Below are 21,134 nucleotides of genomic sequence, written 5' to 3' on the forward strand. Positions count from 1 at the left end.
TAAAAACAAGCAATTAAGTAAAATAAAAAAACAGATTAAGCATTCAATGAATCACCAAACTTAGTGAATTTAAGTGGATTACAGCAGAAATTTATTGTCTAATCCGCTATCCAGGCAAACGATAATGGTCCGGTCTAAAAAGAAAAATATTTATATTTGATATTTTTTTGAAATAGAGTTATCGAGGGAGTACCGTAATACTCGATGCCTGCAGGGGGATTGTTTAGCAGTTACGGCCTACAAGGTTAACCTTGTTTAAAGAGTTGCATGGGATTGTCAGGTGTCAAACAAGCGCGCAACATATCCGCCATACCATCCAATTTCTGTTTAGCTACCTGATTAGACGCTGTGGGTCTCGCCTCGCTCATGGTATTTGTCGTGTTCAGCAAAGTTTCCAAAGGCGCAACAACAGTTTCCTGCACGACCGCCTGGTTCTTTTTTCCTAACAGAGCTGTAATAGTTTGGTAGTTACTCATTATCTATATCTATAAAGATCTATTTGAGATAAGACCTAACTTTAACAACTATTTATTAACATAATATTAAGAAAACAAAATATAACACTACAAATTTGTAATGTCCCTCTCAAAAAAAAGAAAATCTGTTCAGACTATCAAGGAATATTATTGGCTTAAAAGCCCGATTATGTAACTATAATCGTTGGTTATTTTTATTTATATTATTAAATATCAAGTAGTTAGAATCGACTTTTTGCAAGGACATCAATTTTTGGCCAAAGGATATCAAATGAAGATAAAGCATTTAATACAAAAAATGCTTATGGGGATATACGTTATCCTCATTACTACTCTAGCTTACGCAGGAAAACCCTTATGGACGTTCATACCCTTAACAGATACCACAGTAATTTTACCACTTACTGGCGCAGGAACTGTCAAATACAAAGTCACGAATCAATCCCAAAAATCACATACACTCGTGATGACAACAATTCCTGGTATTGTTCAGGCTACCACAGCAGGTAATTGCTCTAATCCATTTGTTTTAGGCTATCAAGAATCCTGTATCCTAACGTTAACTATCGATGGCGGCGCCTTGAGTGGGAATGTTAAACATGGCCCTATAGTGTGCGAACAATTTAGTTCATCTCTATGTTATCAGCCAAGTGAGCATGAAAGCCTGAATATTATCAGAGAAACTACTGTATATTCGACAATAGGTGGCTCTGTTTTCGGTCTTCTAGGCACTTTGGTCTTACAAAATAATGGTGGTGATGTATTGACCATGAATGCGGATGGACCTTTTACTTTTCCAATAGTTTACCCCCAGGAAGCCCTTATTTAGTTACAGTTCAAACTCAGCCGGCCACTCAAACTTGCACAGTAAGTAATGGTAGCGGTATCACTAACAAGACAGATGTGACCAACATAACAGTCAACTGTTCCACTAATACACATACAGTAGGAGGAACTTTATCAGGCTTATCAGGCACGGTTGTGCTTCAAAATAATGGTACAGATAATTTGCCTGTTAATAATAGTGGTTCATTTACCTTTTCAACTCCAGTGGCGCAAGGGGCTGGTTATAACGTCACTGTATTAGCCCAACCAGCCACGCAAACCTGCACGGTAACAAATGGCAGTGGTTCGGTGGGAACGACTGACATCGCCAGTGTGCAAGTCAATTGTGCTGACAATGCTTTTAATGTGGGAGGTACTGTATCCGGCTTATCGGGTACAGTTGTGCTACAAAATAACGGGACAGATGATTTGTTTATTAATAACAATGGCTCGTATACCTTTTCCACACAAGTGGCACAAGGGGCTGGCTATAACGTCAGCATATTAACTCAACCCGTTACGCAAACCTGTACGATAACAAATGGCAGCGGAACAATGGGGGGAATGGATGTAACCAATGTTGATGTTAACTGTATTAATAATACCATTTTATCTACCAGCATTACGGACCTGGCACTCTCTGTAAATAACACCGTACTCAACGCGGCTTTAACCGGTACAGCACGCGTGATTACTCTAAGGAACACAGGGAGCTTTGCAGCAGTGAATCTGAATATTACTCCGCCTACCTGGCCTACAGGTACAACAAGCATAACGACCTGCGGCAATACTCTGACAGCAGGAAACGATTGTACTATTACTATTACTCCCGGTAGCACAGCCACCTCTAATGGTACAAATCCATGTTCTAATGGTACGGCACCGATAGCGGGAGAAATCCAGATAACTGCGAATAATGCAAATAGCATTTCAACGAACGTGGTGGTATTGAGTTATGGTTGTATCTATCAAGGAGGCTACTTGTTCTCTGTAAATGACAGCACCCCAAATACGAGTAGTATTAAAGGTAAAGTTGCAGCCACTTCAGACGAGGCAACTTTACAATGGGCAACTGTATCCAATGACACTGGTGCCGATAGCAATTCAAATGGCTTGGCGAACACAACCGTGCTGGAGACACCCGCAGGGCAATATCCAGCCGCGCAGGCTTGTTCAAACAAAACAACCCAAGGTTACTCCGATTGGTATCTGCCAGCTATTTGTGAAATGGGCTATGATGGCTCAAGTGACGGTAGTGGTTGCGGTTCTGGAGGGGCCCCCCTATTACAAAATCTGTATTCCAATCTAAAAACAAACGGCAATATAGGAGGGTTTGGTACAGCTATCTATTGGAGTTCTACTGAGGCGTCTGCAAGCCCACTCATCGTTGCGTGGCTTCAACTCTTCATTAATGGCAGCCAAACCTTCACCAATAAAACTGGCAATTTCCGGATCAGGTGTGTTCGTAGTTTTTAGTCATAAAGACTATAAAAATAGGGTTTTCCCGTGAAAGCGGGAAACTATTCTTTAAACTCGGACTTACTTTGCAAGATAACTCCTCACCTTCACGGGAAAGTCATCATTTGCGGACAAAAAGGTTAAAGAATTATTATTTGTACAAACTATATCAGAATCACTTAAAGCCACTAGCTTCCTGTCTGCACAGGTGGCGAATAAAGCTGACGCTCCTTCACGTAACAGGGTAACTACGCTTCATTAAAACTACCGAATAAAAATTATTATTTTTTGTCTTGACATAAAGCACGTTAAACGACAAAATCACGGCCTCTTGTGGCTATGTAGCTCAGCCGGTTAGAGCGCGGCACTCATAATGCTGAGGTCGGTGGTTCGAGTCCACCCATAGCCACCATTTAAATTCCAAAATCAATAAACCTTCTGAAGCGCTTCCGTCTCTAGTACTTGAAGAGGTGCTGTCTCTACCACCCGTGTTTTGCCATGTTTTTCATAGTCCAATCTACCTATTCCTTAAAAATCACAGTTTTTGTTAAATACAAAATGACTATCACTAGAGCATTTTAAATAATTTTTTACAAACAATTTTTTGGAAGTACTCTTCCTTACGGAAAGGTCATTAAAGAAAGATAATTTTCAAGGACAAGCCCTTAGATATTAGCCTGTATTTACTCCGCAGAATTGCGGAAAACGCTATTGTATCTTTCTAAATTTAGTTATGATGAGAATACTAATTATTCTATGGTTGTTTGATGCGAAAATTTGCGTTTTACGTGGTGGTTTTATGCTATTTAACCCTTGCTCATGCCGCTGACGTCAATATTAGAAAAGTTACCTATGAAGGCAACCCGGCCTATATGCTTGATGTGGGCGCTTTCACGCATGAAAATAACGCGCTTCAGCTCAAATTTAAACTTGCATCCTTAACGAAGCAGCCCGTTACAATTGATTTATCACCTGACAAAAAATTGTACTTTGTCAAAGTTGGCCCACTCACCGATTATGATCTTGTACAAACTATTCAAAAGCAAATACTCGCAGAGACACCCCTGCCAACAATTAACAGCCTTCCTCAACAACAACCCCTATTGCCCGCAGCAACGCCAGTCGCTGCTAAAAAAAGCGAAGCGGCCGAAATTGAAGAAACTGAACCGGAAGAAAAACCTCAATCGGCGCTTAATACAAAGCAAAAACTATGGAATCTGCGAAACGCAGATATTCGTGCTGTCATTGCTGAAGTATCACGGGTTACAGGTAAGAATTTTGTGATTGATCCTCGCGTGCAAGGCAAAATATCGATTGTTTCCAGCACACCCATGTCTGATAAAGAATTATATCAGGTATTTCTGTCTATCTTGCAGGTTTCTGGATATGCAGCCATACCCAGCGGAGATGTGATCAAAATTATCCCCAATATCGATGCCAAAACTCAATCACCGGATTTACTGAGCCAAATGCGTAATCCACCACGTGGCGATGATATGATGGTAGAGGTTATACCAGTTCATTACGTTCCTGCTGAACAGCTTGTCCCTGTGCTTCGCCCTCTAATGCCACAGTGGAGCAGTGTATCAGCCTATGCCCCCTCTAATATGTTGATTTTATCCGGACGGGCGAGCAACATTAAACAACTATCCCATATTATCAAGCAGGTAGATAGCTCCTCCTCTAATGGCATTGACATCGTGCCTTTAAGACATGCACTGGCCATGGACGTGGCCAATACTTTAAAAGATATTGTAAAAACACAACCAGGCAGCGGTCATAGTCAAACCATGTTAGCAGCCGACGATCGTTCCAATGCCATTTTACTCAGTGGTACTAAAACTGAACGCATACGACTACGCCTGTTGATTGCCAAATTAGATCGACAAAGCCCTAATGGTACCAATAGTAATACTCAGGTCGTATATCTGCATTATTTACGCGCAGAAGATTTAGTCCCTATCTTGGCAGGCATTGCGCAGGCTAATTTTAGTGGTAATGTTGGTACTACCATCGGGACAATTACCAGACCAGAACTTGATAGCACTAACCCCGCTTCAAATCTGGTGAATAACTCTTCCAGCGGCAATCAAAGCAGCATGTCTGCTCCCAGCTCTCAAACATCCTACGGTAGTAGCAATCCAGCTGCGACTCCTAATACAAGCGGCGCAAGCACCCAAAATGAAGGAACAACCAAACCAACCGTGCAAATCATTGCAGAGCCCAATACCAATTCTATAATTATCAATGCTCCGGCAAGCCTTATTCGGATTTTAAAATCAGTTATCAGTCAACTGGATATTCGTCCTGCCCAGCTATTAATTGAAGCCCTGGTTGCGGAAGTTGATGAAAGTGATATCAATAACCTGGGTATAGAATGGGGCTCTGACCAGCAGACGGGTAAACCAAGTGATTTTAGGCCAGGTTTTGCCATTATCAATTCAAAAACATCCATTGATGATTTTCAAGCACAAATTTATGCACTGGCACAACAACGCAAGGCAAATATTCTATCAACGCCATCTGTTGTCGTATTGGATAACAGGCAAGCTAAAATTCTGGTAGGTAAGCAGGTGTCAGTGGCAACCACCACTTATCCTAATAACGCAGGGGGAACTACCACAGCGAGTCCTTATGTGACCTTTGATCGAGTTAACGTTGCCTTGCATTTGTATGTCAGACCACAGATTACTCGCGGGAGTGGCATTCAATTACAAATTGATCAGGGTAACGATACCCTTGATCCAGCCAGTACGACAAATACTGATAACCCTACTTTTAAAATTTCCAGTATCGTCACCTCAGTGCATGTGGAAAGTGGTGACATTGTTGTTCTTGGGGGATTGACCCAGGACAGTTTAGGGAAGGATGATAACCGTATTCCTATTATTGGGGATATACCCGGTCTGGGGCGCCTTTTCCAACACAACATCCGTAACCGTGAAAAACGAGTATTGATGGTCTTCATCAAACCAATTATTTTAAGAAGCGAAAATGATGCCGTACATATCTCTGGTAACAAGTATAATAATATACGCCAATATCAGTTAGACTGGTTACGTAAAGAAGACTATAACGAAACCGATGATCAAATATTATTGCCACCTCTAAATCAGCCAGCAACGTTGCCGCGCCCCTTTGCTCCTTTACCTAGAGAAACCGTAGTAATGGGTAGTGGTCATGGAAAATAACGACAAACCCAAACGACTACCCTATCTTTTTGCCAAAAATCAGGGCGTTATCGCCACTCAGGAAGAAGGAGGCAACATTCTGGTTTATCATTTAGCCACTCCGTCCTTACAGATTCTGGCTGAAATTAAGCGACTTTTAGGGAGCAAACTGATCCTTAAAGAAGTTAATGAGTCTGAATTTCAACAACAGCTGGCTCATATATATCAATCGCAAGGCTCTATTCTTGATGCAGCGGAAGGAATGGAAGAGGAAATGGACCTCTCACTCCTTGCTGGTCAATTGCCTATTAGTGAAGACCTGCTTGATAATCAGGATGACGCCCCTATAATTCGTTTACTCAACGCTCTATTTACCCAGGCTATCAAACAAAAAGCGTCTGATATTCACATTGAAACCTATGAGAATCGTGTCCTGGTACGGAATCGCATCGATGGAGTACTGCATGAAGTATTAGAAATTCAGCGTGCCATTGCTCCCTTGGTCATATCAAGGGTTAAAGTTATGGCAAAGTTAGACATTGCCGAAAAGCGCATTCCGCAGGATGGTCGTATTGCACTGCGTATTGGAGGCCATAATATTGATGTTCGCGTATCCACTCTTCCTTCCAATCACGGTGAACGCATCGTTTTGCGGATTTTAGATAAGCAAACGGCGCAATTGGATTTAAGTCTTTTAGGGATGCCCAAAACGACTATGGCTGCCATGCGGAAGATGATCGCACAACCGCATGGCATTATCTTGGTAACCGGCCCTACCGGTTCCGGGAAAACCACTTCACTCTATGCGATGTTAACGGAACTGAACCAGGTAAGCCGCAATATCTTAACCATTGAAGATCCGATTGAATATGATTTACCCGGTGTAGGACAAACCCAGGTGAATACCAAGGTACAAATGACCTTTGCTAAGGGCTTACGTGCCATCTTGCGCCAAGATCCTGATGTCGTCATGATTGGGGAAATCCGTGATCTTGAAACCGCTGAAATCGCTGTTCAGGCAAGTTTAACCGGCCATTTAGTTCTCTCTACCTTGCATACTAACTCGGCCTTAGGAGCCTTGACTCGTTTGCATGATATGGGTGTTGAATCATTTTTATTATCATCAAGTATTGTGGGTTTGATTGCTCAACGTTTAGTCAGAAAACTATGCCAACATTGCAAAATCCCCCACAATTTGAGAGATGATGAGCTGGAATTGATGGGCATTCAAGCGGGAACTGATACCTCAAAAGTTTGCGAGCCACTGGGTTGTGATCATTGTAATCAATTAGGCTATCGTGGCCGGACAGGTATTTATGAATTAATCACTATCGATGAGGTCTTACGCGGAATGATTCATCGCAATGAAAGTCTGCAAATTATTGATAACTATCTTCGCCCGGCTACCCCCACGATACGAGAAGATGGATTCAAACGAGTACTGGCCGGTGACACTTCACTGGCAGAAATCTTACGTGTAACCAGCCAACATTAAAACACTTCTTTCAAAACGCTACTGCATTGGAGTATTACTTCGTCAATACAGCGCTCGAATCCTCCTGCACTGTTCGTCTCTGCGCGCCGAATCTCCTCGCCCTTCGCTCTGCTCTCATGGCAGCAAATTTTAGAAAGAAGTCTACTATAAAGTGACCCGTTTTAGTCTTAAGATAAGCGCATTCCGTCTGGGGAGAAATCTTGTTCTACCTGCTCCGTATTCATATAAAGTTGATAAACAGGTGATTTATCCAATTCAGCCTTCGCCAAAGGATCTGCCAATAATTTTTCCATAGAGCGTCCAGTTTTCGCTAAAAGATTGTCTAGCCACAACAGTTTTTCCTCCAACTGCTGAAAAGAGTCCTGTTCACCCATCTCCAGCAAGTAATGATGACAAATAGCCTTTGCAATTTGCTGATTTTCCAACTGAAACCCTATGCGGGTTTCCATTAGAGGATTAAAAATTTCCGGTGAAGTCATAATTAAATCAAGTAAGAAGTGAGGTTCGTTACGTAAGTGCTCGGCTAATTTGGTGGTAAACTCTCTTTCCCCCCTTTCCGCAATAAGAATTTCCACCTGAGCATGACTATCAAGCGCAGAAAAATCCTTATCTGCACGTGAAGAAAGCCAAGTGATAAAATCATTATTAGGCACCCTTAGAGAAGCTGCAAATTGAAATTGTGGTCTATAGCGAGACTGTGTAACGGGGAGATCCCAGTTGATGGATGAGCCCTTTTCTTCTGCCAAAGCATTCATTTTCATTTTCACGACATACAGTTCGACCCCATAATTTACAATGACGGGCAATGCTTGCTTTACAGCCGTAACCAACTCTTGTAATGAAATCGAAGGGCCCTTTTTGTAGTTATCTAAAGCATTTTTTAATCTTTGTACGTCAGGATGGATGCATTTCCCTGTTTTTTTTGTCTGAAGTTCAAACATATATGCTAATGAGTTCTCTAATTCCCCGAGTGGATCGCTCATTATCCCTCCTATTTGCGCTTCATAATTTAAAAGTAGTTCATAAATTATTATTTACCAAATAAGAGGCAACATGTTTTTATTTGATCGGCTTAAACCAATAATTAAATAAGAAGTATAAAATCTGCTTTAATGTTCACCCTGGTTATGCCACGGTAAAACCAAAACTACCACCATCCATCTCATTTTCTTGCATTTTTTCAATATCTTGTGCCACAAAAACCTGTGGATGAAGTTTCAGTTCTCCACTGATTTGGCTAAAAATCTCCCTTCGCCGAGTTAATGTATTTTTTAGGGCTTCTCTTGTTTTTTCATGACTAATTGTCGTATCGATTATATACCGATATTGCATGAATAATGTCGTTGTAATTCTATCCAGAGCCTTAAAAATCTCTTCCTTTCTTCGCGGTGAACTGAGAATATCCAGAAACCCAGGTTCCCACAGTAATTGTTGGGCAAAGCACCTTGCGAAAAAATTACTTTCTCGTCTTTGAAGAATTTGGCGCAGTTTGTTTGCCCTTTCTTCAGGCACAGGCCCCAAATCAAGATTGAAGATAAATCTTAATTCCCTCGCGATCATCTCATAAGTATTATGTTCTCCAATAAAATAAGAAGAAAAACAAAACTCAGGGTCAAATCTAACTACCTGCAACACATTCGTCTTGCCTTGAACCACCCCGATATTACTGATATCAAAATCTCCTAAAAAATAACTGATGATCAAAGAAGTAATTAAATCAATAATAGGTTTATTTAAACCAAAAATTTCTTTCTCTTGGGCAATAAAGTCAATTTTTGTACTTATTAGATAACAGTTATCTTCATTGTTAGCTCTTCCCCCAACAAAATAGATTGGCTGTGCCTCTCCCATAAGCAAGGCAAATAATTTACCCCCACAAACTGCCAACTCGGCTGATGTCTTTAAGGAATTTGCGTGCCAACCGATTTTGTTGTAATGAAGTTCGCCAATCGTAGAAAGAAAAAATCTACGCTTCGTGAACAAATCCTCCAGTTCTCGGCTATGGGTATCAATGCTAGCTAACATAAATTGTTCGCCACGAACGTAAATTATTTCATTTACCCAAGACTCTGTGCTCACATCAGAATCATCTGAATCACTAAAACTAACATCAGAAAGAGTGTCCATGTCTTCACTCACCACAGAATTACTATCATTCGCGTCTAATGCGGACCCTATATTCCAATAGGAAGACTGTATATTTTCTTCTTCTGACTTATTTTTTTCGGGGGGAAGGTTAAATAAATGAAATTGGTACATATAATCCTAAAAAACAAAATGTATTAAATAAGGGATAGTTGCTATTCAAAAGAAAATGGCTAGTTATATAGATTAAAATTTACTTTTTTAATACAGAAAGATGGGTTATCACTTGTAGCAGTTAGAAATAACCCGCAAGACTTGTGGCAATTATCAAACTTCGTATAACAGCAATAACAAAAATACCTTAGCCACCTCAAGATTTATCTTTAAAACTAGTAGACTATTCTCCTCGCTTTCTCCACGTTGTGCCATTTGCCCCATCTTCCAATTCAATTCCTTTATTTGCCAAGAGGGTTCTAATTTCATCAGCACGCGCCCAGTTACGCTGGGTACGCGCTTCTAATCGTTCCTTAATCAGATTTTCAATCATATCTTTCTCATCATCTTGCAGACCCGCTTGCAAGAAAGATTCTGGCTCAGCTTGAAGTAACCCTAACAGGGAAGCCAAATGTTTTAACGTAGCAGCGAGGCGAGGTGAATTAGTCTTATTAAGTTCATGACTTAACTGAAACAAGACTGCCAGAGCAACTGGCGTATTAAAATCGTCATTCATGGCCTGGTTAAACTGAGCAAGCCATTCATTATCGATTTCATGATTGGCACTTAACTCAATCTCTTTTAAAGATTGATAAAGTCTTGTCAATGCTTTACGAGCATTCTGCAAATTTTCTTCAGAGTAATTTAATGAACTGCGATAGTGACTACTTAACAAAAAATAACGAATCACTTCGGGATGATGCTGTCCTAATATGTCCTCAATAGTAAAAAAATTACCTACTGATTTCGCCATTTTTTCATTATTCACCTGCAACATTCCGACATGCAGCCAATAATTGGCAAAATTTTTACCACTTGCTGCCTCACTCTGAGCAATTTCATTTTCATGATGAGGAAATTGCAAATCCAATCCACCACCGTGAATATCAAATTGCTCACCCAATTCATGCATTGCCATTGCTGAACATTCAATGTGCCAGCCTGGACGTCCATCTCCCCATGGCGAAGGCCAACTCGGCTCACCGGGTTTTGCTTTTTTCCACAAAACGAAATCTAAAGGAGAGCGCTTTTCTTTGACTACCTCAATTCGAGCTCCGGCCATTAGACCCTCCAAATCTTTGTGGGATAATTTGCCATAATTTTTGAAAGAATCCACCTGATAACAAACATCGCCATTGTCACTGACATAGGCATGATCCGTATCAATTAATCGTTGGATTAATTTAATAATAGAATCAATATGTCCTGTAGCTCGCGGTTCTATATCAGGGGGCAAAATATTTAAGGCGGATGCATCATCATGCATTGCTTTGATGTACTGACTTGTTAGGTCATTAATCGATACGCCGCGCTCATTAGCACGGACAATAATTTTGTCATCAATATCAGTAATATTACGCACATAAGTCACTTCATAGCCTTGAGAACGTAAGAAGCGAACAATCACATCAAAACAAACCATCGAACGGGCATGGCCTAAATGGCAACGGTCATAAACTGTAATGCCACAAACATACATCCCGATTTTACCGGGTTGCATGGGTTTGAATGGTTCTTTTTTTCGTGTAAGTGAATTATAAAGATTTAACATGCCTGCCCCTTAACCCATTTTTCCCCAAGTATCTTTTAGACCTACAACGCGATGAAACGCACTAACCTTGTCATTATTCAATTGATTGACGCTGTAATAACCCAAGCGCTCAAACTGAAAAACTTCTTCTAAAGACTGCTTAGCTAACGAAGGTTCGCAAAAAGCCTGTTGAACCTGTAAAGAATCATGATTGAGGAATTGCAGAAAATCCTCTTCCCGCGCAGGATTAGCGTCATTAAACAAGCGATCAAACTGGTAAATAGCGACTGGATGAGCTTGTTCACAGGATACCCAATGAATAACTCCTTTTATTTTTCGATCGGACGGATTTTTTCCCAAGGTATCTTCATCATAAGTGCATCGCAATTCGCTAATATTACCCTGCTCATCATGAACGACTTCCGTGCAGCGAATCACATAGGCATGTCTTAAACGAACTTCTGCTCCCGGAGATAGACGGAAATACTTTTTAGGAGGATCTTCCATAAAATCACTCCGTTCAATATAAATCTCTCTACTAAAAGGCAGAATACGATTTCCTGCTTGTGGATCTTGGGGGTGAAATGGCGCTTCTAATTTTTCCACTTTGCCTTCTGGGTAGTTTTCAATGATCACTTTTAGTGGCTCAACTACACAGAGGGCACGTTTTGCTGTTTTATTTAATTCATCCCGTACACACTCTTCGAGCAAAGACATATCAATGACTGAATCACTCCGTGAAATACCGATGATTTCACAGAATTGCCTAAGCGCTGCCGCAGGATAGCCTCGTTTGCGCATACCACGCAATGTTGGTAAACGCGGGTCATCCCAACCAGTAACAATTTTTTTCTCAACAAGCTCCCTGAGTTTACGTTTACTGGTGACTGTATGCGATAAATTAAGTCGGGCAAATTCAGTCTGCACTGGTTTTGCCGGAACTGGCAAATTATTTATGAACCAATCATAAAGTGGCCTGTGATCCTGAAATTCCAATGTACATAAGGAATGAGTTATTCTTTCCAAAGCATCTGATAGTGGATGGGCATAGTCATACATCGGATAGATACACCACTCATCCCCTGTGCGCTGATGATGGGCATGTCTTATCCGGTAAAGAACCGGATCACGCATATTAACATTACCTGCTTGCATATCGATGCGTGCACGTAATACATGGGCCCCATCGGCAAATTCACCGGCTTTCATCCGGGCAAACAAATCAAGATTTTCAGCAACTGAACGATTTCGATAGGGACTTTCACGGCCAGGCTCTTGTAAAGTACCACGGTAGGCTCGGATTTCTTCCATGCTTAAACTATCAACATAAGCCTTGCCTTGCTTGATTAAATCAACTGCGTAATCATACAATTGCTGATAATAGTCAGAAGAGTGGGTCATCTCACACCATTTAAACCCTAACCACTTCACATCATCGATAATTGCATTAACAAACTCCTCTTCTTCCTTAATAGGATTCGTATCATCAAAACGCAAATAGCACCGTCCCGCAAATTCTTCAGCCAGGCCAAAATTCAAACAAATTGATTTGGCATGTCCTATATGCAAATAACCATTAGGTTCTGGGGGAAAACGAGTTATAACATCCTGATGCTTGCCACTGGCTAGCTCTTCTGAAATCAACTGTCTAATAAAATGAGGTCTTTTTTCACTATTTTCGGTCATAATCATCTTACTCGTTATTATCCATCGCGCGCCGCATTGCATTTATCAAAGAAGCACCGGCAGCAGGTACATTATCGTTTGACTGATAGGCATTCAACAGTTGACTGATCAAAGCTGCTCCCACAATAACGCCGTCAGCAAATTGAGCAACTCCTGCTGCCATTGCAGCCGTTTTGATGCCAAACCCCACCATTAAGGGTAGACTGGTCTGTGACTTGCGTTGCTGGTACTGCTCCCGAACAGATTGCAAATCAAAATTACTTGAGCCTGTAACCCCTTTTAATGAAACGTAATAAAGATAACCGCTACCATAGCGATTAATCATTTCCATACGCTCATTTGAAGTCGTTGGTGAACATAAATAAATACTATGTAAATTCTGAGCCTGCCAAAGAGGGGCAATTGCAGCGCTTTCTTCAGGCGGTAAATCAACAAGAATTGTTCCATCAACACCAACTTGTTTAGCTCGCTGAGCAAATTGCTCGTAACCATATTGCTCGATAGGATTGACGTATCCCATCAACACGATTGGCGTTTGTTTATCCTGTTCACGGAATTTTTCGACCATCGCCAATACATCGTCACAGCTAATATCATAGCTCAAAGCGCGCTCCATAGCAGCTTGGATCACAGGACCTTCGGCCATAGGATCAGAAAAGGGAATACCTATTTCAAGAACGTCAGCACCGGCTTTTACTAATTCATGCATCAAAGGGACAGTCAGCTCAGGGTGAAGGTCGCCGGCTGTAATATACGGGCTTAACATTTTTTTGCCGCTAACCCGCAATTGCTCTAATGTTATGTCAATTCGATTCATAGATTACCTTCAATTTTATGCTGACTTACACTGATAAACCATCAATACTGGCAACTGTATGCATATCCTTATCACCACGACCAGATAAATTAACCACAATACTCTGTTGCGCAGACATCGTTTTTGCAAGCTTCATCGCATAAGCTACTGCATGACTAGATTCTAAAGCGGGAATGATACCCTCTACCCTGGTTAATGTGCGGAAAGCATCCAGAGCTTCATCATCATTAATTGCAACATATTGTGCCCGCCCACTATCTTTAAGGTAGGCATGTTCTGGCCCTACACCGGGATAATCAAGTCCAGCAGATATTGAATGAGTGTCTTTTATTTGACCGTGTTCATCACAAAGTAAATAGGTGCGATTGCCATGCAAAACACCTGGTTTTCCCGCAATGAGAGAAGCAGCATGCTCGCCCGTTTCAAGCCCTTTTCCTCCAGCTTCTACTCCGTAAATAGCTACAGATTGATCGCCCAGGAAGGGATAAAACAAGCCAATAGCATTAGAGCCCCCGCCAACACAAGCAACCAAAGCATCAGGCAATTGACCTGTTTTTTCTATAATTTGCGCTCTCGCCTCTTCGCCGATTATTGCCTGGAAATCCCTTACCATCTGTGGATAAGGATGGGGACCTGCTACTGTACCAATAATATAAAAAGTATCATCTATGTTAGAGACCCAATCACGCATGGCTTCATTAAGAGCATCTTTCAAAGTTTTTGACCCGGCAGTTACCGGCACAACCTCGGCTCCCAACAATTTCATTCTATAGACATTACTCGCCTGGCGTTTAATATCCTCTGAGCCCATGTAAACAACGCATCTAAGACCAAGTTTGGCAGCCACTGTTGCTGACGCCACTCCATGCTGGCCTGCACCTGTCTCGGCAATAATCCGAGTTTTTCCCATCCGCTTGGCAAGCAAAGCTTGTCCAACCGTATTGTTAATCTTATGCGCACCAGTGTGATTCAAATCTTCCCGCTTTAAATAAATTTGTGCACCACCTATTTTTAAACTGAGGTGCTCGGCGTGATAAAGCGGTGTCGGACGTCCCACGTAATCCTTTAACTCAGCTCTTAATTCCGCTAAAAATTGAGCATCATATCGATAGTGCTCATACGCTTTTTGTAATTGTTCTAAAGCATGCACTAGAGTATCTGCTACAAACCTTCCGCCATAAGGCCCAAAATGGCCATGATTGTCTGGAAGCTCTTTTTCAATCATTTTTTACCCCATAATGCATTAACAAACTGGCTCATTTTGCCGTGATCCTTGACACCCGCTGATATCTCAACCCCGCTGCAAACATCAACTGCATAAGGTGAATACAAGTTTACAGCTTGCGCAACATTAGCCGCATTGAGGCCTCCTGCTAAAATAAGCGGCTTCTGCAGATTTTTTGGTATTAACTCCCAATCAAATACTTCGCCAGTACCACCATGTTGTATCGACGGTGTATCCAAAAGAATAGCGGCTGCATTCTCATGTTGGGCAACCAAATGCTGAATAGCCTGTGTAGATGTTGCCTGGATAGCCTTAATATACGGTTTTTTGAATTGACTACAAAACTCAGGCGATTCCTCACCATGAAACTGCAGCCATTGAATTGGTAATTCGCTGATAATTTCATCAACCTGCGCCAAGGTAGGATTTACCAATACCGCAACGACATCAACGAAAACCGGATGCTTGGCTAACAACTTCTTTGCTTGCGCAATTGAAATAAAGCGTGCACTTTTAGAATAAAAAATTAAACCAATGGCATCAACACCCAAAGCAATAGCCTGGGCTATATCCCTTTCCTGAGTCATCCCGCAGATTTTAATTCTTACCCTATCCCGAATCAATTAACGCTCCCACAGAAATAAAGGTCCAGGATTTCCTTCGATTACCCCGAATTCTTTGGGATAAGTAACCGCAACCAGATATAACCCATAAGGCGGTGCCGTTTCAGCGCCAAGGCGCCGATCTTTTGCCTGTAGCACTTCGTTTACCCAGGGAATTGGTCTTTTTCCTGAGCCAACAGCAATTAAAACACCCGCTATATTTCTCACCATATGATGCAAAAAGGCATTTGCAGTAATGTCAATCATTACCAAATCACCATTGCGCTGTACCTGTAAATGATGAACATTGCGCATTGGTGTCTTGGATTGGCATTCTACAGAACGGAAAGAAGTATAATCATTTTCACCAATCAAATGTTGACCCGCTTCCTGCATCGCACGGTGATCCAGTTGGCGATATTGCCAAGTCACACTACTACGCATAAGCGCTGGGCGAATCGGTGAATTATAGATGATGTACCGATACCGTCGTGATAGAGCAGAATAACGAGCATGAAAATCCTCAGGCATTTCTCGTCCCCACTTCACACATACATCTTTGGGGAGAAACGAGTTTGCACCATGAATCCAGGAACGAATTGTTCTCTCTTTTTCACAATCAAAATGAATAATCTGATTGGTAGCATGAACACCCGTATCAGTTCTACCCGCACAGACAATACCGATTTCTTGATCGGCCACTTTAGCTAAAGCCTGCTCCAATACCAATTGCACCGTGCGCAGGCCTGTTTGCGCTTGCCAGCCATGATACTGGCTACCATCGTATTCAACCCCTAAGGCAATACGCATTCGCTTTTCCCGCTGAAAACGGCCAATGTATAACACCAGAACACATTTGTCTAGGGTATGAGTAAGTCTCAGAGCGTGTTAATTAACTCTACTAAAAATCAACGCTGATAGCCATTTCCTGCAGCTATTGTTCTATTTTTAGCGAATTAATTAACACGATCGCATTAACCTGGGATGATTGCATAAGTGGCCTTGCTATTTCATAATGCCATGCAAATTTATTCTTATCGCATAACATGACCGCATCCCTATTAGACGGCAAATTGGTTGCTGCACAATGTAAAAGTGAAATTAAATCGATCGTGCAGGCCAGGCAAGCTAAAGGCTTACGTGCCCCTGGATTAGCGGTAGTCCTGGTAGGAGATGACCCTGCATCCAGTATTTATGTTGCCAATAAGCGCAAGGCCTGCCTGGAAGTAGGTATCAATTCGTATGCCTATGATTTGCCAGAAAATACTACTGAAATAACGTTGCTTAATTTAATTGAAGAATTGAATCAATCGCCTGAAGTCGATGGTATTTTAGTGCAATTGCCCTTACCTGAAAGAATCGATAGTAATAATATTATAGAGTGCATTAATCCTGAAAAAGATGTCGATGGCTTCCACCCCTATAACGTTGGCCGTCTTACCCAACGCAATCCCCTGCTAAGACCTTGTACGCCCTACGGCATTATTAATTTACTGAAGTTTTACCAAATACCTCTTTCCGGCAAACATACCGTTGTCATTGGTGCATCGAATATCGTAGGTCGTCCAATGGCAATGGAATTTCTTCTGGCTGGTGCTACTGTGACTATCTGTCATCGTTTTACCCAAAATTTGGAACAGTATGTAAAAATAGCTGATTTAATAGTAGTTGCGGCAGGTGTTCTTGATGTCATCAATGTGGACTGGTTGAATGCTCAGCAAGTAATTATCGATGTGGGTATTCATCGCTTAGCTGATGCTACAATCCGCGGTGATGTGGATTTTCAACGGGCCAAAGACAAAGTCGCCTGGATAACGCCTGTCCCTGGCGGAGTGGGTCCTATGACTATTGCCATGTTATTACAAAACACAGTCAATGCAGCTAATCAACTTAATCCTCTGAGTTAGGCTATTGGATTGTTAGTATAGATCTCAACGTTCGACATCATCCCAGTCGAAGTCTGTATCCCATTCCTCTTCGAGCTCTTCTTTTAAACGTTTGCGCTCCAGCTTTTCTTCCAGCATTTTGCGCACTCGTTTTTTATGGCTTAATTGCTCCACTTCTTCTTCATCATAAGAATATTCTGTAAAAGAGTGATTCTCATCATCATATTCTCTTGGCAAACTCATAACAGCCTCCATTTTCGCCTCTTTCCACCCTAAGTATAGTGCAAAATAGTTAGAGTAATTTTTACCAATAGAGGACTTAGGCTATAAAATTGGCTCCATTAGGTAACGATTCCTACCGTTGGACTACTATTGGAAAACCTAAAGCTAATACTGAAAAAATCATCACAGGATTGGATTAGCGATCACATAAGGCTATACTTCGGCATCTTCTTTTAGTTAAGTTCCTTTATGCTGAGTTATCAACACGGATATCATGCAGGCAATTTTGCCGATGTTGTCAAACATCTCACCTTGTCACGCCTTCTCAATTACATGATTGATAAAGAAAAACCGATTTTTTATTTGGAAACTCATTCTGGCCGAGGAATGTATGATTTGCATGACAACCAGGCTGCTAAAACGGGTGAATATCTTCAGGGCGTTCATTTATTGTGGGAGCATAAAAAGCAATTATCGCCACTGTTCACTCCTTATTTACACTCCATTAATAAGATTAATCAATCCGGTGAATTACGCTTCTATCCCGGCTCACCTTGTCTGGCTATTGATCTTTTACGTCCACAAGATAGATTGTTTTGTTGCGAATTGCATCCTCGCGAATTCGAACATTTAGAATCTTTGCCTCATTACGGTAAACGGGTATTTTTCAGCCATGAAGATGGGATAGCAAGCCTTCATGCTTCACTCCCACCGACAGAGCGCCGTGGCTTAATTTTTATTGACCCCTCTTATGAGGTTAAAACAGATTATAAGCTAATACCTCAGGCTCTAAAATCAGCTTATCGTCGTTTTTCTACTGGTGTCTTTTGCCTTTGGTATCCCATAGTGGACAAACGCTTACATGAACAATTGTTGCGAGGATTAAAGGCAATCGAAGTAAACAGCTCATTGCATCTTGAGTTTTATTTAACAAGTGCTATCCAATCAGGTATGACAGGTTGCGGTTTATGGGTTATTAATCCTCCTTACGTTCTCGCTGAAGAAATGAAAATTATCCTGCAGCAATTACGTGGATTTTTTAATCCGGGTATTTCTTCTTTTATCGTTGAAAGTTGAGTTATTTACTCTAGACTAAACATAGAGCGAAAAGGAGTTTGCAATGAAAATTCTACCTATTCCCGCCTTTAACGATAATTACATCTGGCTATTAATTAATGAAGAAGAGCAAACCGCTATTTGTGTCGACCCTGGTGACGCTAACCCAGTCCTGGCCTTCCTGGAACAAGAAGAACTTCAACTAAAGGCTATTTTGTTAACTCATCATCACTATGATCATACCGACGGTGTTAACGAGCTTATCAATACCTATCCTGGAATCGCTATCTATGGCCCTAAAGACTCTCGCATACCCCAAGTGAATCACATCCTGCAAGACGGTGATGTGCTGCCCCTCCCTCCCTATCATTTCCGAGTCCTAAGTACGCCCGGCCATACAGCAACTCATATTAGTCTGTATGAGCCAGAATTTGGTTTGTTATTTTGCGGTGACACCCTATTTTCCGCCGGTTGTGGTCGAGTATTTGACGGGACTATAGAGGATTTATTTGCTTCTCTGCAAAAACTCAAAGCCTTACCAGATATTACACAGATTTATTGTGCTCACGAATATACACGCCGCAATCTTCGTTTTGCAGCGACTGTAGAACCCGACAATTTAGCTATTCGCCAACATGCACATCGTTTAATGGCAAAAGAAAATCAGCGCTCTTTACCTTCCAATATTGGTCTCGAAAAAGAAATCAACCCCTTTTTCCGTACTCACCTGCAGAGTATGCAAAATTATGTGGCACTAAAAGGCAATAAAAATAAGGATCCTATGTCAGTATTTAAACAATTGAGAGCCGATAAAGACAACTTTTCTTAGCAATTAGAGTTAATTTAAACCTTTTAGGTTGATGTAAGAACAAAAAGGGTTTCTTGCCGGGATTTTATTTAGTACACTGTCCAGCCATTAATTCATAATAGGCTGTCACATTGAAGTTTAGACCAATGAAGTTTAGACCAATTAATCTTTTTAGGTGTTTCCTTTTACTAACCAGTTCCTATCTGTTTTCTAATCTTGTTTATGCAGCACCCAATGTCTGGGATGTATTGCGTAGTCAATTCGCCTTAAACCATGAAGTAACGCAACCTGAGGTTCAAACACAATTACGTTGGCTGGTTGCGCATCCAAGCTATCTGCAAAAACTGGCTCGATCAGAACCTTATATTTATCATATTGTGACTGAAATTAAAAAAAGAAGAATGCCTGGTGAGATTGCTTTATTACCCATGATTGAGAGTGCTTATGATCCCTTTGCTTACTCCGGAGCTGGAGCTGCAGGTCTGTGGCAATTAATGCCAGGCACAGGGAATAATCTTGGTCTTAAACAGGATTGGTGGTTTGATGGTCGCCGTAGTATTCGTCCCTCAACTGATGCAGCCCTCAATTACCTGACCTATCTCAATAAATATTTTAATGGCAATTGGATACTTGCTATTGCCGCTTACGATTCCGGTGAAGGAACCGTTGCTCGCGCTATCAAAAACAGTCGCCAATACTCGCGAAATATCAGCTTCTGGACTTTACCCGTTCCACAAGAAACGAAAGCCTATGTGCCACGCTTGCTTGCCCTCGCTGAGATCATTAAATACCCACAGCGCTACCATATAACCCTGCCTGATATTCCTCATGTTCCCTATTTTGAGGAAGTTAATATAGGTAGCCAAATTGATTTGAATCATGCAGCGAAGCTCGCGGGTATTTCCTACAAGGATTTAATTAAGTTAAATCCAGGATTTAACCGTTGGACCACAGCACCTTACAAGCCGTTCAACCTTCTTATTCCAGCCGATAAAGTAGCTCATTTTAATCGTAATCTGGCCAATGTGCCGGAAGAAAAACGAGTCAGCTGGACGCGACACCAAGTGTCCGGAGGTGATAATTTAGGTTCTATTGCCCGTAGATATTTCACTACTGTCAAATTAATTCGAGAACTTAATCAGCTAAAATCAGATAAATTAAAATTGGGACAATACGTGTTAATACCGAGTACAAAAAACACAACCGTTGCTGCTGCTAAAAAACCTGTGACCCCTATCACTGATCAACCAGCAACTGCGCAAAGCTATAAAGTTCTCCATATTGTTCAAGCAGGCGATACCTATCAATCATTAGAGAAAAAATACAATGTTTCAGCAGCTAACATTCGGCTTTGGAACCATATTAAAGGGAAAACCCCACTAAAAACTGGCTCACAATTAACACTGTGGAAAACCACAGTAAAATATGGTGTTTATATTGTTAAAGCAGGCGATAATTTGAGTAGTATTGCGAAACGTAATAACACCAAAGTTGCAGTCTTAACCAGATTAAACCCCTCTATTAACAAAAGACTGCTGCGCCCCGGACAAAAACTGGTGATTGGCTAATTCTTTTTACT

The 21,134-nt window shown here is 41.4% G+C and carries 18 protein-coding genes and 1 tRNA gene; 9 read left to right on the forward strand and 10 right to left on the reverse strand.

The features are described 5' to 3' along the window. Positions 1 to 245: 245 nt before the first annotated feature. Complete coding sequence (locus ACN4Z1_RS07385) at positions 246 to 476, reverse strand: hypothetical protein (RefSeq protein WP_228363883.1); 231 nt, start codon at positions 474 to 476, stop codon at positions 246 to 248. A 271-nt stretch (positions 477 to 747) separates the two neighbouring features. Between ACN4Z1_RS07385 and ACN4Z1_RS07390 the strand changes: the two genes are divergently transcribed. The 5 genes from ACN4Z1_RS07390 to lspE all read left to right on the forward strand — a co-directional run bounded on the left by ACN4Z1_RS07390 (position 748) and on the right by lspE (position 7,424). Next, complete coding sequence (locus tag ACN4Z1_RS07390) at positions 748 to 1,305, forward strand: hypothetical protein (RefSeq protein WP_419387989.1); 558 nt, start codon at positions 748 to 750, stop codon at positions 1,303 to 1,305. Between the two features lie 74 nt (positions 1,306 to 1,379). Further along, complete coding sequence (locus ACN4Z1_RS07395; RefSeq protein ID WP_419387990.1) at positions 1,380 to 2,777, forward strand: DUF1566 domain-containing protein; 1,398 nt, start codon at positions 1,380 to 1,382, stop codon at positions 2,775 to 2,777. 317 nt (positions 2,778 to 3,094) lie between these two features. Next, a tRNA-Met gene (locus ACN4Z1_RS07400) sits at positions 3,095 to 3,171 on the forward strand. A gap of 355 nt (positions 3,172 to 3,526) precedes the next feature. After that, positions 3,527 to 5,950: a GspD family T2SS secretin variant LspD gene (gene lspD, locus ACN4Z1_RS07405; protein WP_228363881.1), complete on the forward strand. Its 2,424-nt coding sequence runs from the start codon at positions 3,527 to 3,529 to the stop codon at positions 5,948 to 5,950. Beyond that, the gene (lspE, locus tag ACN4Z1_RS07410) at positions 5,940 to 7,424 is read left to right on the forward strand and encodes a GspE family T2SS ATPase variant LspE (protein WP_228363880.1); all 1,485 of its coding nucleotides are present in this window, start codon (positions 5,940 to 5,942) and stop codon (positions 7,422 to 7,424) included. Before lspD ends, lspE begins: the two co-directional genes overlap by 11 nt. Positions 7,425 to 7,591: 167 nt before the next feature. On the opposite strand, the gene ACN4Z1_RS07415 is transcribed toward lspE, so the two are convergent. The 8 genes from ACN4Z1_RS07415 to truA all read right to left on the reverse strand — a co-directional run bounded on the left by ACN4Z1_RS07415 (position 7,592) and on the right by truA (position 16,393). Next, positions 7,592 to 8,407: a hypothetical protein gene (locus tag ACN4Z1_RS07415; RefSeq protein WP_228363879.1), complete on the reverse strand. Its 816-nt coding sequence runs from the start codon at positions 8,405 to 8,407 to the stop codon at positions 7,592 to 7,594. Positions 8,408 to 8,549: 142 nt separating this feature from the next. Next, on the reverse strand, positions 8,550 to 9,683 hold the full coding sequence (locus ACN4Z1_RS07420) for a hypothetical protein (protein ID WP_228363878.1): 1,134 nt from the start codon (positions 9,681 to 9,683) through the stop codon (positions 8,550 to 8,552). Between the two features lie 223 nt (positions 9,684 to 9,906). Further along, on the reverse strand, positions 9,907 to 11,274 hold the full coding sequence (cysS, locus tag ACN4Z1_RS07425) for a cysteine--tRNA ligase (RefSeq protein WP_228363877.1): 1,368 nt from the start codon (positions 11,272 to 11,274) through the stop codon (positions 9,907 to 9,909). Between the two features lie 9 nt (positions 11,275 to 11,283). Further along, positions 11,284 to 12,939 carry a glutamine--tRNA ligase/YqeY domain fusion protein gene (locus tag ACN4Z1_RS07430; protein ID WP_228363876.1) on the reverse strand — a complete coding sequence of 552 codons (1,656 nt, stop codon included), beginning with the start codon at positions 12,937 to 12,939 and terminating at the stop codon, positions 11,284 to 11,286. A 7-nt stretch (positions 12,940 to 12,946) separates the two neighbouring features. Further along, entirely contained in the window at positions 12,947 to 13,756 is an 810-nt protein-coding gene (gene trpA / locus ACN4Z1_RS07435; protein WP_228363875.1) for a tryptophan synthase subunit alpha, read from the reverse strand. A gap of 25 nt (positions 13,757 to 13,781) precedes the next feature. Then, positions 13,782 to 14,981, reverse strand: a complete 1,200-nt coding sequence (gene trpB, locus ACN4Z1_RS07440; RefSeq protein ID WP_228363874.1) for a tryptophan synthase subunit beta — start codon at positions 14,979 to 14,981, stop codon at positions 13,782 to 13,784. Then, positions 14,978 to 15,604, reverse strand: a complete 627-nt coding sequence (locus ACN4Z1_RS07445; protein ID WP_419387991.1) for a phosphoribosylanthranilate isomerase — start codon at positions 15,602 to 15,604, stop codon at positions 14,978 to 14,980. The genes trpB and ACN4Z1_RS07445 overlap by 4 nt, the downstream gene beginning before the upstream one ends. Then, entirely contained in the window at positions 15,605 to 16,393 is a 789-nt protein-coding gene (gene truA / locus ACN4Z1_RS07450) for a tRNA pseudouridine(38-40) synthase TruA (RefSeq protein WP_058447979.1), read from the reverse strand. It lies immediately after the preceding gene. A gap of 236 nt (positions 16,394 to 16,629) precedes the next feature. Between truA and folD the strand changes: the two genes are divergently transcribed. Then, positions 16,630 to 17,490 carry a bifunctional methylenetetrahydrofolate dehydrogenase/methenyltetrahydrofolate cyclohydrolase FolD gene (gene folD, locus ACN4Z1_RS07455; protein WP_228363872.1) on the forward strand — a complete coding sequence of 287 codons (861 nt, stop codon included), beginning with the start codon at positions 16,630 to 16,632 and terminating at the stop codon, positions 17,488 to 17,490. Positions 17,491 to 17,514: 24 nt separating this feature from the next. Here folD and ACN4Z1_RS07460 read toward each other — a convergent pair whose 3' ends face one another. Then, entirely contained in the window at positions 17,515 to 17,712 is a 198-nt protein-coding gene (locus ACN4Z1_RS07460; RefSeq protein WP_115222710.1) for a PA3496 family putative envelope integrity protein, read from the reverse strand. Between the two features lie 228 nt (positions 17,713 to 17,940). Between ACN4Z1_RS07460 and ACN4Z1_RS07465 the strand changes: the two genes are divergently transcribed. From ACN4Z1_RS07465 to ACN4Z1_RS07475, 3 genes are all read left to right on the forward strand, one after another. Then, the gene (locus tag ACN4Z1_RS07465; protein WP_419386011.1) at positions 17,941 to 18,768 is read left to right on the forward strand and encodes a 23S rRNA (adenine(2030)-N(6))-methyltransferase RlmJ; all 828 of its coding nucleotides are present in this window, start codon (positions 17,941 to 17,943) and stop codon (positions 18,766 to 18,768) included. Positions 18,769 to 18,811: 43 nt separating this feature from the next. Further along, positions 18,812 to 19,576: a hydroxyacylglutathione hydrolase gene (gene gloB / locus ACN4Z1_RS07470; protein ID WP_228363870.1), complete on the forward strand. Its 765-nt coding sequence runs from the start codon at positions 18,812 to 18,814 to the stop codon at positions 19,574 to 19,576. A 125-nt stretch (positions 19,577 to 19,701) separates the two neighbouring features. Beyond that, on the forward strand, positions 19,702 to 21,123 hold the full coding sequence (locus tag ACN4Z1_RS07475) for a lytic transglycosylase (RefSeq protein ID WP_228363869.1): 1,422 nt from the start codon (positions 19,702 to 19,704) through the stop codon (positions 21,121 to 21,123). The last annotated feature ends 11 nt before the right edge of the window (positions 21,124 to 21,134 follow it).

It is taken from the genome of Legionella sp. ST3F1, from assembly GCF_048553315.1.
GTDB classification, from domain to species: domain Bacteria; phylum Pseudomonadota; class Gammaproteobacteria; order Legionellales; family Legionellaceae; genus Tatlockia; species Tatlockia donaldsonii.